This window comes from Kitasatospora sp. Ki12 (assembly GCF_054601375.1).
This window is the reverse complement of record NZ_BAAIHT010000003.1, coordinates 1964906-1979859: the sequence shown is the minus strand read 5'-3', so window position 1 is coordinate 1979859 and position 14954 is coordinate 1964906. Positions and strand designations below refer to the sequence as shown.

The window sequence follows — 14954 nt, the reverse complement described above, 5'->3', positions numbered from 1 at the left end:
TCGGAGAGGCTCATGCTGATCAATCAACTGTTCGATCCGCCGGAGCTCCCGGACCGCACCGTGGAGCAGGACGGCACCGTCCTGCTCCACGGGAAGGTCGGGATCCCGGTCACGGACCCGCTCCTGGACGGGCACTACCCGGGCTTCCCGCTGGTGCCCGGCCTCTTCCTGGTCCAGCACGTGCACGCGCTGGCCTCGGCGGCGCTGGAGCGCCGGGCCGACCTCCCGCTGGTGCTGGAGAAGGCCAGGTTCCTGCGGCCGGTCCGGGCGGGGGAGCAGGTGCTGGTGACGGTGCGGCTGACCCCGGCCGGCCCGGCCGGTCCGGGCGCCTCCGCCACCGACGCCCTGGCCACCGCCGAACTGCGGGCCGACGGGCAGCCCGCGGCCGAGTTCCGGATCCGCTACCCGGAGGGGAGGCCGGACCCGGTCGGCACGACCGGCAACAGCACCACCGCCGGCGACGCGACCGAACCGGCCGGCACGCTCCACCGGATCAAGGCGACCATCCCGCACCGGCACCCCGTGCTGCTGGTGGACCGGGTGGTCGAGGTGGAACCGGGCAGCCGGCTGCTCGCCCGCAAGGCGGTGACCGCCGCCGAGCCGTGCTACGCCGGGCTCGACGACGACGCGCCGGCCGAGCGGTACGCCTACCCGGCCGGCCAGCTGCTGGAGTCCTGGGCGCAGGCCGCCGTCCTGCTGGCCTGCTGGCAGCGGCCCAACCCGTACGTGCTCACCGGCAAGGTGGCGCTGCTGGCCGCGGTCAAGGACTCCAGGGTCCTGGCGGCCGTCCACCCGGGGCAGGTCGTCGAGCACGAGGTCCGGATCGTCCGCGACCTGGGGGACACCGTGATCCTCGGCGGGTCGAGCACCGCCGACGGCCGGCCGGTGCTGGAGGTGGGCCAGTTCACCGTGGCCCTGCGCGGGGCGGAGGTCCTGCGCGCCGAGCCGGCCGACGGCAGCACCGGCGACGCGACCGGCGACAGAAGCAGCGACGGAACCGACGACGGAACCGACGACAGAACCAACGACGGAGAGGGATGACGATGTCCGCAACCGGGCAGAGTGCCGACCCGCGCCGGGTGGCGCTGGTGACCGGGGGGTCCCGGGGCATCGGACGCGCCGTGGTGAACAGGCTGGCGGCCGACGGCTGGGACGTCGCCTTCTGCTACCAGTCCAACCAGGAAGCCGCCGAGCAGGTGGCGAAGGAGGCGCGGGCGCACGGCGCGGCCGTGCTGTGCCGGCGGGTCGACGTGACCGAGGCCGCCGCGGTGGACGCCTTCGTCAAGGAGACCGAACGGGAGCTCGGGCCGCTGGACACCGTGGTCTCCAGCGCCGGCGTGGTGCGCGACAACCCGCTGGTGCTGCTCTCCGCCGCGGACTGGGACGCCGTGCTGCGCACCAACCTCGACGGCACCTACCACGTCTGCCGGGCCGCGGTCTTCGCGATGATGAAGCGCCAACGCGGCTCGCTGATCACCATGTCCTCGGTCGCCGGGGTGTACGGCCACGCGACGCAGTCCAACTACTCGGCGTCCAAGGCCGGGATCATCGGCTTCACCAAGGCGCTGGCCAAGGAGGTCGGGGTCCGGGGGATCCGGGCCAACGTGGTGGCGCCCGGATTCGTCGACACCGACATGACCGCGGGGCTCGCCCCCGAGGTCGGCGAGCGGATGACGGAGCAGATCCCGCTGCGGCGCTTCGGCCGGCCGGAGGAGGTGGCCGACCTGGTCTCCTTCCTGGCCTCCGAACGGGCCTCCTACATCACCGGCCAGGTCTTCGGGGTGGACGGGGGGCTGGTGCTCTGATGGCCCGTCGCCCGAGTGTGCCGCGCTTCTACTTCTCCCTGCGCAGCCCCTACTCCTGGCTCGCCTGGCGGGAGCTGGTCGAACGCCACCCCGACGTCGCGGACCGGGTCGAGTGGCGCCCGTTCTGGGAGCCGGACCGGCGCAGCGGCGAACTGCTCGCCGCGCTCGGCGGGGAGTTTCCGTACTCCGCGATGTCGCGGGCCAAGCACCTGTACGTGCTGCAGGACGTCGCCAGGCTGGCCAAGCGGCTGGACCGCACCCTGGTCTGGCCGGTGGACCGGGATCCGGTGTGGGAGGTCCCGCACCTGGCCTACCTGGTCGCCGAGCGCCACGGGCGCGGCCGCGAGTACGTCGCGGCGGCGTACCGGACCCGGTGGGAGGAGGGCCGGAACATCTGCGACCCGGCCGTGATCGCCGGGATCGGCGACGAACTCGCCCTCGACCCGGAGGAGTTGGCCGGCGCGGCGGAGCAGGACGAGCTGCGCGAGCAGGGCGCCCGGCTGCTGTACGAGGTGTGCCGGGACGGCGTCTTCGGGGTGCCCTTCTTCGTCCACGGCTTCAGCAGGTACTGGGGCCTGGACCGGCTGGCGGACTTCGTGGCGCTGCTGCGCGAACAGGCGCCCCCGGGCGGGCTGCTGACCCCCGCCGGGGCGCTGTCCGTCGCCGAGGCCGCGGCGCCCTCGCCCGGCTCGGACCAGGGCCACGCCGGCGGCTGCGGCTGACCGGGGCGCGGCGGCGGTCCGCGCCGCCGAGCGCAGGATCTTCCGAGGAGGAGAAGTGTTCGAGCTCGACAGCCCGTTCAAGGCGCTGAGCGCCCAGTGCCAGGAATGGGGGCACGACTTCCGGGCGCACGCCCTCGAACTGGACCGCGATCCGGAGGCGATCCGCCGCTACTTCGACCTGCCCGCGGTGCGCTTCCTGGCGACCATGGGCATCCCCGAGGAGTACGGCAACCGGCCCGAGCCCATCGGCGGACACCGGTTCCACGGCGACCGGGCGCTGGAGCGCGTGGTCATCATGGAGGAACTCGCCTGCGCCGACGCCGGGATGCTGGTCGCCTCGCCCGGACCGCTGCTGGCCGGGGTCCTGCTGGAGGTGCTGGGGGACCGGCGCCAGAAGGAGTGGTTCTACGGCCGGATGCTGGCCGATCCGCTCTGGACCTTCTTCGCGCTGACCGAGCCCGACCGGGGTTCGGACGCCAGCGGGATGCGGACCGCGCTCACCCCCGGCCCGGACGGGACCGGCCTGCGGCTCACCGGCGCCAAGCGCTACGTGGGCAACGCCTGCCGGGCCCAGCTCGGCGTGGTCTTCGCGCGGACCGGGCCCGGCCCGCTGGGGGTCAGCGCGGTGCTCACCGAGACCGCCGTGCCGGGCTACTCGGCCGCGCCGCTGCCGATGATCGGCCTGCGCGGGGCGCGGCTCAGCACGATCGAGTTCGACGGGGTGGAGATCGCCGAGGACCGCGTCCTCGGCCGCCACCTGCCCAGGACCCGGCGCGGCACCTGGGCCTTCGTGCAGACCTTCAACCGGCTGCGGCCGGGGGTCGCCGCGATCGCGCTCGGGGTGGCCAGGGCGGCGCACACCTACGTGCTCACCCACCGCCGTTCGCTGCGGCCCGCCGAGCGCGAGCGGCTGGACGGCATCGGCCGGCGGATCGCCGCCACCCGGCGGCTGATCCACGCCGCCGCGGCGGCCGTGGACGCCGACGGGGGCAACGGCTACCTCGCCTCCGCGGCCAAGGCCCGGGCCAGCCGGCTGGCCGAGGAGGTCACCCTGGAGGCCTGCACCTTCTTCGGCCCGGGGGCCCGGCTGGACCACCCGCTGCTGGACAAGCTGGCCCGGGACGCCCGGTCGATGGAGTTCATCGAGGGGACCACCTCGATGCAGAAGCTCAACCTCTTCCAGGGGCTCGTCTCGGGCAAGCTGGAGCGGGCCGGCTCGCCGGCGGCCGGCTGAGCGCAGCCGGAGAGCCGCAGAGCCGCAGAGCCGGAGAACCCAGAACGCCGTCAGGGCCGGTCCGTTCGAAACGGACCGGCCCTGACGGCGTTTCGACCCTCAGTCGGCCACCAGGGTCTGCGAGAGGATCGAACGGTACACCTCCGCCAGGCTGCGCCCGGGCTCCAGGCCCAGCTCGCTGACCAGCCAGCGGCGGGTGCGGTGGAACACGTCCAGGGCCTCGGTCTGCCGGCCGTTGCGGTAGAGCGCGAGCATCAGCTGCTCGGTGAAGCGCTCCCGCCCCGGGTACTGGGTGGTGAGCTGCTTCAGCTCGGAGATGATGCCGCGCTCCTCGCCCAGCGCGAGCTTGGCGGCGATCAGGTCCTCCCGGGCGCTGAGCCGCTGCTCGTCCAGGTGCGAGGCCTCCAGCTGCAGCCGGGGGCCTTCGTAGAGGTCGAGCAGTGCCGGGCCCCGCCACAGCCGGAGCGCCTCCTCCAGCAGGCGTACGGCCTCCTCCGGCCGGGAGGCGGCGGCGGCCGCGCCGCCGCGTTCGGCCAGTGACAGGAAGCGGTGCGCGTCCACCGCCTCGGATGGCAGGTTGAGCAGGTAGCCGCCGTAGAGGGTGTGCACCAGTTGGTCGCCGCGGTCGCCGGTGACCGATTCCAGGAACTTGCGCAGCCGTCCTATGTTGGCCTGCAGCGCGTTCCTGGAGTTCTCCATCCGGCGGTCGGCCCAGAGCTGGTCGACCAGGTGGTCGAAGCCGACCGGTTGCCCGGGCGCCAGCGCGAGCAGCGCCAGCACCGTCCGCACCCGCTTCGACGCGAGGTTGTGCCGCCGGCCGTTCCGTACCACCGTCAGTGATCCCAGTAGCTGTAACTCCATGTCCCCCGTCCTCTCCGTGCTCTCCGTCCTGGCCGTCCGGTCCCGATCGGTCCAGGCACCGCTCAGGTCATCGAGACGACCACTTTGCGGGCCCCGGTGAAGGCCTCGCGCCCGTGCAGCATCCGCATGTTGTCGACCACCATCACGTCACCGGGCTGCCAGGGCACGGCGACCTTGTTGCGCGCCATGGCCAGGCGCACCTCGTCCAGGTCCCGGTCCGGGATCTCGCGGCCGTCGCCGTACGTCACCCAGTGCGGCAGGTCGTCGATCCGGTCGACCACCGAGCGCATCAACTCGGCCTCGGCGTCGGGCAGGTTGGACAGGTGCCACTGGTCCGCCTGGTTGAACCAGACCGGCTCGCCGGAGTCCTGGTGCGGGCGCACGCCCGGCCGGTGCTGGCTGACCCGCAGCCCGCCCTCGGCGGTCCACTCGTACTCGGCCTCGGCCTCGGCCAGGAACTTCTCCACCACGGCCCGGTCGTCGGTCTCGTAGGTGGACTGCCAGGACTTGCCCAGGCCAAGCCCGCCATGAAGGTGCTGACGGTATGTCACCCCCCGGCCGGTGTAGCGCTCGCGGACCGCCTCCGGCAGGTCGGCGAGCAGCGCCCGGCCGTCGCAGACCGGCGTCGCGCCGCCGCTCTCGGCCGCCACCACGCAGTGGAAGAACAGCCGGCTGGGCCAGGTGTGGGCGTAGGACATCTCGTTGTGCAGGCTGATCTCGAACCGCGCCGGGTACTCGGTGGAGGTGAACACGCCCTCCGCGACGGCGCTGCGGGGGGTGTCCCCGCCCCGGTAGCTGGCCAGCACCGGGTGGCCGAAGCGGGTCACCGTCCGGTGGAAGGCGTCGATGTCCGGCAGCCCGAGGCCGCGGATCAACAGGCCGCCGTGCTCGGCCAGTCGGGCCTCGACCACGGCGCGCAGCTCGGCCGTGGTCTCCGCGCGCCCGAGGTCGGGAGCGCGGTCCAGTCGCAGGACCGGGAGCGTCGTCCCGCCGTTGCTCACTGTGTCGATGTGCATCCGCAGGTCTCCAATGGAAGAGGGGGTGATCCTGCCCGCAACAGGATCACCCCCCCTATCTATCGGGGACATATATTCGGTTGTCGGTCCGCCGTGCGGGGTCGGCCCGGCCGCCCCGGGCCGCCCGGGGCGGGGTCAGTGGTGGACCGGCAGGTCCCGCTCGGGCAGGGCGACCGGCGCGGCCGCGGTGCCGGCGGCGGCAGTGGCGGTGGCAGTGGCATCGGGGGTGGCGCCGGGCCGGCCGACGGGGCGGGCGGACCAGCGCAGCCGGTGGCCGATCAGCTTCAGCAGGGCCGGCATCACCATCAGCCGGACGATCACCACGTCCACCAGGACCGCCACGCAGAGGCCGAAGCCCAGCTGCTTCATCTCCAGCAGGCTGGTGAACATGAAGCTGACGAAGACCGAGACCATGATGAAGGCGCCGCCGGTGACCACGCCGGCCGACCGGCCGAGGCCCTCGACCAGGGCCTCCGCGGTCGAACTGCCCTTCTCCATCGACTCCTTGATCCGGCTGACCATGAAGACGTTGTAGTCGGTGGAGAGCCCGAAGAGGATCACGAAGAGGAAGATCGGCACCCGGGAGACGATGCTGCCGTCCGCGTGCCGGCCGATCAGGTCGGTGACCGGGCCGGACTGGAAGACCCCGACCAGCATGCCCAGCGCGGCGGCCGAGGAGAGCACGTTCAGCAGGGTGCAGACCAGGGCGATCAGGACCGAGCGGAAGGCGGCCAGCAGCACCGCGAAGCTGAAGAGCAGCAGCAGGCCGATCACCCAGGGCAGTTCGCCGAGCTGGCGGTCCAGCACGTCCTGGTTGCGGGCCACGTCGCCGGTGACGGCGGCCCGGGGGCCGTCCGCCCGGTTCGCGACGGCCGGTACCAGGTCGTGGCGCAGGCGGTCCAGTGCCTGCCGGGCCTGCGGGCCGTCGATCGCGTGGGGCGTGGTCAGGGTGAGCGAGCGGGTGGTGCCGTCGGCGGAGCGCAGCGTGGTGGCCGGCAGCCGGCCGGCGGAGAGCAGCGGGTCGGCGGCGGCCGCGGTGGTCAGCGCGTCGACGGCGGCGTCCGCCTGGGCGGCGGTGCCCTGGACCACGACGGTGAAGGCGGCGCCGGCGGACGGGAAGTGGGCGACCATCCGGTCCCGGGCCTGCACCGCGGGGACCTTGGGCAGGGTGCCGACCTCGGTCGAGATCAGCCGCATCCCGAGGGCGGGCAGGGCGAGCGCGGCGATGACCACGAGTCCGGCGACCAGGGTGCGGCCGGGGTGGCGGACGGCGGGCGCCAGCAGCCGCGGCCAGAGCTTGCCGGGCTCGGAGGACTGCTTCGCCAGGCGGCCGAGCAGCGGCAGCCGGGGGCGGTCGAGCACCCGGCCGAGCTTGACCAGCAGGGCCGGCAGGACGATGACCGAGCCGGTCATGACGATCAGGACCACGATGATCGAGCTGATCGCCAGGGAGGAGAACACCACGTCGCCGATGGCGAACAGGGAGGCCATCGCCAGCATCACGGCCGCTCCGGCCACCAGCGCGGCGCGGCCCGCGGTGGCCGCCGCCAGTTCGATCGCGGCGGCGTCGCCGAGCCGGCCGCCGCTGCGGGCCCGCTCCTCCCGGAAGCGCTTGGTCACCAGCAGCGAGTAGTCGACGCCGACCGCCATGCCCATCAGCAGGATCAGGTTGTTGTTGGTGCCCACGCTCGGGAAGACGTGCGAGAAGAGGGCGGACAGGCCCATCGCCGCGGCGACGCCGGAGAGCGCCAGCAGGACCGGGATGCCGGCGGCGACGACCGCGCCGAAGACCACCATCAGGATCACCAGGGTCAGCGGCAGGGTGAGCTGCTCGCCCAGGGCGAGGTCCTTGCTCATCTGCTTGCCGACGTCGACCGACATCGAGGCGTGGCCGGTCTGCACGATCTGGACCTCGGGGTGGGCCTGCTGCGCCTCGGCGGTGCGCGCCACCACGTCCTTGATGTCCTTGGCCACCGCCACGTCGTCGCCGCGCATCGTCAGCGGGACCAGGTAGGCCTGGCCGTCCGGGGCGCGCAGCGGGTCGCCGACCCGGCTGACGGCCGGCAGCCCGGCCATCCGACGGGCGACGTCCTGGGCGGCGGCCTCGGCGGCGGTGACGTCCAGGGAGCCGCCCCGGGCGGTGACGACGACGTTCTCGACGATCGGCTGCGGGATCCCGCCGGCCTCGGCCATGGCCTCGGCGCGGCCCGCCTCGCCGACCCGGTAGTCGGTGGTGTCGGCCATCCGGGTGCCGGCCGCGGAGCCGACGCCCAGGCAGACCACCACCAGCAGCAGCCAGCTGACGATGGCGCGCCACGGGTGCCGGGCACTCCACGTGGCCAGTCGAACGGTCAAGCGTTGTGCGGTCATGACGCCCCCAGACCTGCCGGTGTTCGCGGTTTCACCTGTCAGTTGATGCTGACAGGTGAATGTACGAGCCGTCAACTGTTACTCGGCTACCAAATGTGAGCGCCCCGTGACCTGGGGGAATCGGTCACGGGGCGCGGCTATGGGGGGTGTCGGTCACCAGGAGCGGCTCCTGGCGGGGCTCGCGGCCGGTTCGCACGGCGGCGGTGCGACGTAGGCCTCGGCCAGCAGTTCGGACAGGTACGCGACCTGTCCGGGGCCGTCGCTGAGGTAGCCGCCGGCGCCGAGCAACTGGACCTGGGCCCGGTCGCAGTGGGTCAGTTGCCGGTGCAGGTCGTGCAGCAGGGCGCCGGGCAATCTCGTCGCGTCCAGCTCGTCGAGGGTGGCCCGCACCTCCAGCTGCTCGGTCAGCGACTCGGCGACGGCCGCCTTCACCAGCTGCTGCTGGATCAGCGGGGTGTCGCCGACCCGACGGTCCGCCAGGTAGCGCAGGGCCGCGTCGCGCAGGCCCTCCGAGATGCCCAGCCGCAGCCAGGCCAGGCCGTAGCGGAAGGCCCGGCCGGCCTGCTCCGGGTCCGGTCCCCGGTCGGACCCCGCGAAGGCGCGGTCGTCGTGCCCGGGGTGGTGGAGCAGGGCGACCGCGCCGCCGGGCAGCTCCACCTCGCCCAGCAGCTTCGGCCGGTCGCCGCCGGGATCGCGCTGCTCCGCGGTGAGCCGGTCGGCCGGCACCACCGCGTGGCCGTGCGGGCCGTAACCGGTCCCGCCCGCCGGCAGGGCCTCGCCGAGCAGGGCGAGGGCCGGGGCCAGCCCGTCCTGCCGGGCCGTGCGGTGGATGAGGGTGCAGTCCTGCCGGGTCAGGGCCGGTCCGGTGCTGGTGGTCATGACGCCTCCGCGGCTCGGTCCAGGGTGCAGAGCGCCAGGTCGCCGGTGGTCTCGTCGTGATCGACCAGGACGACCGTCCGGGCCGCCGGCTGCCCGGCCAGGCGGCCCCAGAGCCGCGCGGTGGGGTAGCCGGGTGCGGTCCCGACCGCCTCCGGGTGGCCGGGCAGGTCCCGCCGGGTGACGATGCCGGGGCCGGCCAAGACGGCGGTCCCGTCGCCGGCCGGCAGCAGGTCGGCCAGCCGGTCGCGCAGCCGGTCGACCGGGACCCCGGGGTGGATCTCGGTCCGGGGCGCGCCGAGGGCGCCGTCCCGGCTCAGCAGCATCGCCACCCCCGCGTCGCCGGCCAGCTCGCGGCCGGTGGGGTAGGGGAGCGTGGACTGGTCGAGGACCAGCACCAGGACCCGCTGGTAGTCGTGCCGGCTCGCGTAGGCCTGGGCCAGGCGCAGCGCGGTGAAGGGCGTGCACGGGCCCTGGTCGGAGAGCGAGAACGCGAGCGGCCCGTGCGGCCAGGCGTCGGACAGGTAGGTCGCGGCGGCGGCCCGGCAGTCCAGGTCCGGGGTGGCGTGCGCGACCACGGCGAGGTCGACCGGTGCCGTGGCCGCGCCCAGCGACTCGACCAGCGCCCGCGACATCGCGGCGAAGGTGTTCCCCGCGCCGGAGCCGGCCAGCTCGGGCCGGTAGTCGACGCCGTAGGCGCCGGTCAGGTCGGTGAAGTGGCGTTCGGAGAAGGCGTCGTCGATCCGGGTGGTGCCGGTGCCGAAGACCCGGTGGGTGATCCCGGCCAGCCGCAGCGGCGCGGCGGCGGACCGGCGGTCCCGGGTCCGCGTGAGGACGGGCGCGGCCGTCTGGTACATGCTCAGGCACTCATCTCTGTGATCAGGAAGTCGGCCAGCGAACGCAGCGTCTCGAAGTGGGACATCTCCAGGTGGTCGGTGTCCAGCTCGATGTCCAGGGCCTCCTCCAGCTCCATCAGCAGCTCGAAGACGCCGCTGGAGTCCAGGCCGACCTGGTCGAAGAGGCGGGAGTCCTCGGTGAGCTCGGGGAGCCCGTCGCCGAGGACCGCGCCGAGCGCCCGGCCGATGACGGCCACGAGGGAGGCGCGGTCGAGGGCGGTGGTGGTGTCGCTCATGGTGGGTTCCCTTCAGGAAGCGGTGGCGTGGGCGTCGATGTCGACGAGGTGCTGGCGGTCCAGCAGGTCCTGGTGGCGGTCCCGCTCGCGGACCAGACTCGCCCGGCCCTGCCAGACCAGGACCTCGGCGGGGTGGCCGTGGCTGAGGAAGAACACCGGCGAGGCGCTGGGGCCGTACGCCCCGGAGCGCTCCACCCCGATCAGGTCCCCGGGCCGAACCGGCGGCAGCGCGGCCTTCTTGCCGAGCGTGTCGTTGGGGGTGCAGAGCGGGCCGGTGACGTTCCAGCTCTCGTCGGCCGGCTCGTCGATCCGGTTGAGCAGGGTCATCGGGAAGTTGCGCTTGACGAAGGAGCCGATGCCGACCGCCGCCATGTGGTGGTTGGTCCCGCCGTCGGCGACGGCGAACTTCTCGCCCATCGACTCCTTCACGTAGCGCACCCGCACCACGTAGGTGCCGGCCATGGCGGTCAGGTAGCGGCCCAGCTCCATGACCATCCGGGTGCCGGGGTGGCGCCGGACGAACGCGTCGATCAGCGGGTTCACGCCGGCGGCGAGCGCGTCCAGGTCGAGGTCCCGCTCGCCGTCGAAGTAGGCGACCCCGAGCCCGCCGCCGATGTCCACCAGTTCCAGCGGGAAGTCCAGCCGCTCGGAGATCCGCTCGGCCAGCGCCAGGATCCGCTCGGTGTTCTCGACGACCGCCTCGGCGGCCAGGATCCGGGTGCCCATGTAGACCTGGACGCCCATCAGCCGTACGCCGGGGTGGCGCCCGGCCAGGTCGCCGGCGGCGAGCAGCTGGGCCTCGTCGATGCCGAACTGGCGGGGCTTGCCGCCCATGGTGAGCCCGGAGCCCTTGACCGCGAACTCCGGGTTGACCCGCAGCACCACGTTCGCGGTGCGGCCGCGGGCGGTGGCCAGCTCGTCGATCACGGCGAGTTCCCCGAAGGACTCGCAGATGATCGCGAAGACCCCCTCGTCCAGACAGGCCGCCAGCTCCTCGGGGCTCTTGCCGGGGCCGAGGAAGAGCATGTCGTGCGGGGCGACGCCGGCCCGGCGGGCGGTGGCCAGCTCGGTCAGCGAGGACAGCTCGGCGCGGGCGCCGAAGGCGTGCAGCAGGGCGCAGACCGAGACGTTGGGGTTGGCCTTGAGCGAGTAGAAGACCTCCAGGCTCGGGTGCAGCCGGTCGCGTACGGCGGTGATCCGCTCGCGCAGCACGTCGCCGTCGTAGAGGTAGAGCGGCGTGCCGAAGCGCTCCGCCAGTTCGGTGATACCGAGGCCCTGGATCTCGAACTCGACGGGCCCGGTGGACTGTTCAGTGGACATGGGCTGCTCCTAAGGCCTGGAGCCGGGCGGTCAGGCGCTCGTCCAGGTCGTCCAGTTCGGCGGCCGAGCCGGCCACCACGATGCCGTAGAGGCGGCCGTCGAAGGGCTCGCCCGGCCTGACGTCGAGACCGGCGTTGACGGTCGCGAAGTTGTTGACCAGCAGTCCGCTGCCGGCGGGGTCGGTGAGCAGCAGGTCGCCGAGCAGCTCGCGGAGCCGGTCGAAGCCGAGCCGCCCGTCCAGGCGCACCGGGTAGTGCCGGGCCAGCGCGGCCCGGCCGGGGCCGACGAAGGCCTCCTGCAGCCTGGTCTGGTAGGTGGACATGTTGTTGCGGGCGTTGATCTCCAGCACCGGGTGGACGCCGCCGTCGGCGGTGAGGATGGCGTCGACCCCGACGACCCCGTAGTAGCCGTCCGCGGCGAGCCGCTCGCCCAGCCGGGCCGCCGCGTGGGTGACGTCCGCGAGCTGGCCGGGCGTCAGGTCGGCGGGGAAGCGGTGGCCCTTGTGGACGCCGCCCTCGGTGAGCGCCCGCTTGACGAAGTCGAAGTGTGTCGAGCCGTCCCGGGCGACGGTGAACTGGTAGTTCAGGTCGCCGCGGTTGTCCACCCACTCCTCGACCACGAAGGCGAGGTCCGGCCGGCCGGAGCGCTCCGCCTTGGCCGAGAGCATCTTCAGCACCCGGTCCGCGCGGCGTTCGCCGTCCAGCACCACCAGGCCCTTGCCGGAGACCCCGTAGGCCTCCTTGACCACCGCGCGGCGGCCCTCGGCCAGCAGGCCCTTGGCCTTCTCCAGGGCGGCGGCCAGCTCGCCGACCGTCTCGCAGGTCCAGCCGGCGGGCTGGCGCAGGCCGAGTTCGTCGGCGATCCGGCGGCTGTACACCTTGCTGTTGACGGCCTTGCACCGGGCCGCGCCGGGGGTGGCCAGCGGCAGGCCGGTGCGCTCGGCGAGCAGCTCCTCGGGACGCGAGGTCCCGTGCGGCAGCAGCCGGGCGCCGGAGGCACCGAGCGCGGACAGCCGCTCCAGCAGGGCCGGGTCGTCGAGCGCGTCGGCCGTGACGGTCCGGTCGAAGCGCTGGCCGGCCACGACGTGCACCTCCGGCAGGCCGACGCCCAGGCCGGTGAGGTAGTCGAGGTAGGCCGGGTCGGGCGCGGTCTTGAGCACCACGTGGTCGCCCGGGCGCCCCAGCAGCAGGGCGAACTCGTCCATCCGGTTGACCACCGCGGCGCCGGAGTCGGCGGAGAAGCGCGGCAGGGTGTGCTCGCCGACCGCCCACTGCTCCTCGACCTCGAAGTTGCCGAGGAGGACCAGCGGGGCGTCCGGGGCGCCCACCGCGGTGCGCAGCCGCTGGGTGAAGTCCGGTGCGGGCGGCGCGGCCGGCGCGGCGGCGGGCCCGGTCAGGGAATCGGTCATGGTGTCCTCCGGCCGCTCAGTGCTCGAAGACCATGGCCGCGAAGGCCTGGCCCAGGCCGGCGGAGGTCATCAGGTACGTGTCGCCCGGCTTGAGCCGGCCGAGCCGGGCGGCGCTCTGGTGGTTGATGAAGGGGTCGGCGCAGAAGCAGTGCCCGGTGGCCGGGATGTTGTCCAGGAAGAGCTTCTCGTCGGGCAGTCCGAGGCGGTCCCCGGTCATCGTCCAGGAGACCCGGTTGACGTTGTGGGGGAGCACCAGGTCGAGGTCCCGCACGCCGATCCCGGCCTGCTCGCAGGCGGCGAGCACGACCTCCTCCAGGGCGTCCTGGTAGATCTGCCGGGCCTGCTTGGCGATCTCCGGGGTCATGTCGATCTGCCCGTCGGGGCGGCCGTGGATCCGGCTGGCGTAGCCGAGCATCCGGTCGTGGTCGCCGGTGGCGCCGACCAGGGCGGCGGCCATGCCCTCGCCCATGATGGACACGTCGGCCACCCACTGGGAGAAGGGGGTGAGCGTCTTGTCCCCGAACAGCACCAGCGCCAGCGCGTCGGGGTCGCCGTCCTCGGCCAGCAGGGTGGCGGCGACGTCCAGGGCGAGCAGGCCGGTGGCGCAGCCGTGGTCGGCGACCGCGAAGGTCTCGGCCCTCGTCAGGCCGAGCTCGGCGCGGACCTCCTGAACGGGGTTGTGCGGGTAGGGCGCGGTGGTCCGCAGGCCCTTGGCCCGCACGATGTAGCGGACCTGCTCCTCCCGGCCGGGCAGCTCCTCCAGCTTGCCCACGGCGGCCAGCATCAGCTCGGCCTCCGACTGCGCGGACTGGCAGATGCGGTCCAGTCCGTAGAGCCGGGTGAACCGGCGGATCTGCTGATCGCTCAGCGAGAGCCCGTCCTGGAGCGCGGAGACCGGGACGGTCTCCGGGAGATGGCTCGATACCGCCAGCAGTGCCGGCGATCCGGTCGAACCGGGCTTCTTCATCGGCTTCCTCCGCCTCCGACTGCACGGTCGTGTGATTGCTCGGCAAGCTAACCGGCGCGACTGACGAGCTACTGACATTGCGCTGACCCGAACGGGCCCCGGGAGCACGTCAGTTACCGGTCAGCAGCCGGTCAGTGGAAGTACCGAGCATGGGCGGCAGTCAGATCGTCATGCGTCGTATGCCAGGGAGCGTGGAGCTCATGTCCGAACTGCCGCCGACCTTCGCGGTGATCCCGGGTTCGCAGGTCAACCAAGTGCTGCGCGGCCGGGAGAAGCAGGTCATCGAACTGGTCGAGGAGGCATACCGGCTGCACGGGACGGGCCTGACCGTCAACCCGCCCTCGTACTTCCTGCGCTTCCCGGACCGGCCGGACTCGCGGATCATCGCCCTGCCGGCCTCGGTGGGCGGCGGCGTGGGGGTGGACGGCCTGAAATGGGTGTCCAGCTTCCCCCGGAACATCGACTCCGGGCTGCCCCGGGCCTCGGCGGCGCTGCTGCTCAACGACCGTGCCACCGGGTACCCGTTCGCCCTGCTGGAGGGGTCGGTGATCAGCGCCGCGCGGACCGCGGCCTCGGCCGCCCTGGGGGCGGACCTGCTCTCCCGGGAGCGCGGCCGGCCGACCCGGGTCGGCTTCGTCGGCACCGGGCTGATCGCCCGCTTCCTGCACACCTACCTGGTGGGCTCCGGCTGGGAGTTCGACCGGGTGGCCGTGCACGACCTCGACCCCCGGCACGCCGCGGGCTTCCGCGGCTACCTGGAGTCGGCCGGGCACGCCGGGCGGGTGACGGTGCACGAGCGGGCCGAGGACCTGATCCGCGACTGCGACCTGGTGGTCTTCGCCACCGTGGCCGCGACCCCGCACGTGTCCGATCCGGCGTGGTTCGCACACAACCCCCTGGTCCTGCACGTCTCGCTGCGCGACCTGGCGCCCGAGGTGATCCTCGCCGCCACCAACGTGGTCGACGACGTCGAGCACTGCCTGAAGGCGAACACCTCCGTGCACCTCGCCGAACAGCTCGTCGGCCACCGGGAGTTCGTGGCCGGAACGCTCCACGACGTGCTGACCGGCGAGCTGCGGCCGGCCGGGGACCGGCCGCTGGTCTTCTCCCCGTTCGGCCTCGGCGTACTGGATCTGGTGGTCGGAAAGTTCGTCTACGACCACGTCTCCGCCGCCGGCGACCTCACGGTGGTGGACGGATTCTTCGACGAGACAACCCGCTACGGGAAAAGTTGACCAGCGGC

Annotated in this window: 14 protein-coding genes; 5 read left to right on the top strand and 9 right to left on the bottom strand. The window is 73.3% G+C overall.

The window, feature by feature from the left end:
- Window positions 1–12: 12 nt before the first annotated feature.
- The 4 genes from ACYP53_RS39225 to ACYP53_RS39210 are packed head-to-tail and all read left to right on the top strand — an operon-like array spanning window position 13 to window position 3761.
- On the top strand, window positions 13–1041 hold the full coding sequence (locus ACYP53_RS39225) for a hypothetical protein (RefSeq protein ID WP_459650902.1): 1029 nt from the start codon (window positions 13–15) through the stop codon (window positions 1039–1041).
- Window positions 1038–1805, top strand: a complete 768-nt coding sequence (gene fabG / locus ACYP53_RS39220) for a 3-oxoacyl-[acyl-carrier-protein] reductase (protein ID WP_459650901.1) — start codon at window positions 1038–1040, stop codon at window positions 1803–1805. The genes ACYP53_RS39225 and fabG overlap by 4 nt, the downstream gene beginning before the upstream one ends.
- Window positions 1805–2527 carry a DsbA family protein gene (locus ACYP53_RS39215; RefSeq protein WP_459650900.1) on the top strand — a complete coding sequence of 241 codons (723 nt, stop codon included), beginning with the start codon at window positions 1805–1807 and terminating at the stop codon, window positions 2525–2527. The genes fabG and ACYP53_RS39215 overlap by 1 nt, the downstream gene beginning before the upstream one ends.
- 55 nt (window positions 2528–2582) lie before the next feature.
- Complete coding sequence (locus ACYP53_RS39210; protein WP_189923889.1) at window positions 2583–3761, top strand: acyl-CoA dehydrogenase family protein; 1179 nt, start codon at window positions 2583–2585, stop codon at window positions 3759–3761.
- Between the two features lie 99 nt (window positions 3762–3860).
- On the opposite strand, the gene ACYP53_RS39205 is transcribed toward ACYP53_RS39210, so the two are convergent.
- The 9 genes from ACYP53_RS39205 to ACYP53_RS39165 all read right to left on the bottom strand — a co-directional run bounded on the left by ACYP53_RS39205 (window position 3861) and on the right by ACYP53_RS39165 (window position 13711).
- Complete coding sequence (locus tag ACYP53_RS39205; RefSeq protein ID WP_189923891.1) at window positions 3861–4622, bottom strand: AfsR/SARP family transcriptional regulator; 762 nt, start codon at window positions 4620–4622, stop codon at window positions 3861–3863.
- A 62-nt stretch (window positions 4623–4684) separates the two neighbouring features.
- The gene (locus ACYP53_RS39200) at window positions 4685–5638 is read right to left on the bottom strand and encodes a TauD/TfdA family dioxygenase (protein WP_189923893.1); all 954 of its coding nucleotides are present in this window, start codon (window positions 5636–5638) and stop codon (window positions 4685–4687) included.
- Between the two features lie 135 nt (window positions 5639–5773).
- Window positions 5774–7993 carry an MMPL family transporter gene (locus ACYP53_RS39195; protein ID WP_189923895.1) on the bottom strand — a complete coding sequence of 740 codons (2220 nt, stop codon included), beginning with the start codon at window positions 7991–7993 and terminating at the stop codon, window positions 5774–5776.
- A gap of 168 nt (window positions 7994–8161) precedes the next feature.
- The gene (locus ACYP53_RS39190) at window positions 8162–8887 is read right to left on the bottom strand and encodes a hypothetical protein (protein WP_459650899.1); all 726 of its coding nucleotides are present in this window, start codon (window positions 8885–8887) and stop codon (window positions 8162–8164) included.
- On the bottom strand, window positions 8884–9741 hold the full coding sequence (locus ACYP53_RS39185) for a beta-ketoacyl-[acyl-carrier-protein] synthase family protein (protein ID WP_459650898.1): 858 nt from the start codon (window positions 9739–9741) through the stop codon (window positions 8884–8886). Before ACYP53_RS39185 ends, ACYP53_RS39190 begins: the two co-directional genes overlap by 4 nt.
- Before the next feature lie 2 nt (window positions 9742–9743).
- Complete coding sequence (locus ACYP53_RS39180; RefSeq protein ID WP_189923902.1) at window positions 9744–10016, bottom strand: phosphopantetheine-binding protein; 273 nt, start codon at window positions 10014–10016, stop codon at window positions 9744–9746.
- Window positions 10017–10028: 12 nt separating this feature from the next.
- Complete coding sequence (locus ACYP53_RS39175; protein WP_189923904.1) at window positions 10029–11336, bottom strand: type III PLP-dependent enzyme; 1308 nt, start codon at window positions 11334–11336, stop codon at window positions 10029–10031.
- Entirely contained in the window at window positions 11326–12744 is a 1419-nt protein-coding gene (locus tag ACYP53_RS39170) for a preATP grasp domain-containing protein (protein WP_459650897.1), read from the bottom strand. The genes ACYP53_RS39175 and ACYP53_RS39170 overlap by 11 nt, the downstream gene beginning before the upstream one ends.
- A 16-nt stretch (window positions 12745–12760) precedes the next feature.
- Entirely contained in the window at window positions 12761–13711 is a 951-nt protein-coding gene (locus ACYP53_RS39165) for a 3-oxoacyl-[acyl-carrier-protein] synthase III C-terminal domain-containing protein (RefSeq protein ID WP_189923908.1), read from the bottom strand.
- A gap of 200 nt (window positions 13712–13911) precedes the next feature.
- Here ACYP53_RS39165 and sbnB point away from each other — a divergent pair, with 200 nt between their 5' ends.
- Complete coding sequence (gene sbnB / locus ACYP53_RS39160) at window positions 13912–14946, top strand: 2,3-diaminopropionate biosynthesis protein SbnB (protein WP_459650978.1); 1035 nt, start codon at window positions 13912–13914, stop codon at window positions 14944–14946.
- The last annotated feature ends 8 nt before the right edge of the window (window positions 14947–14954 follow it).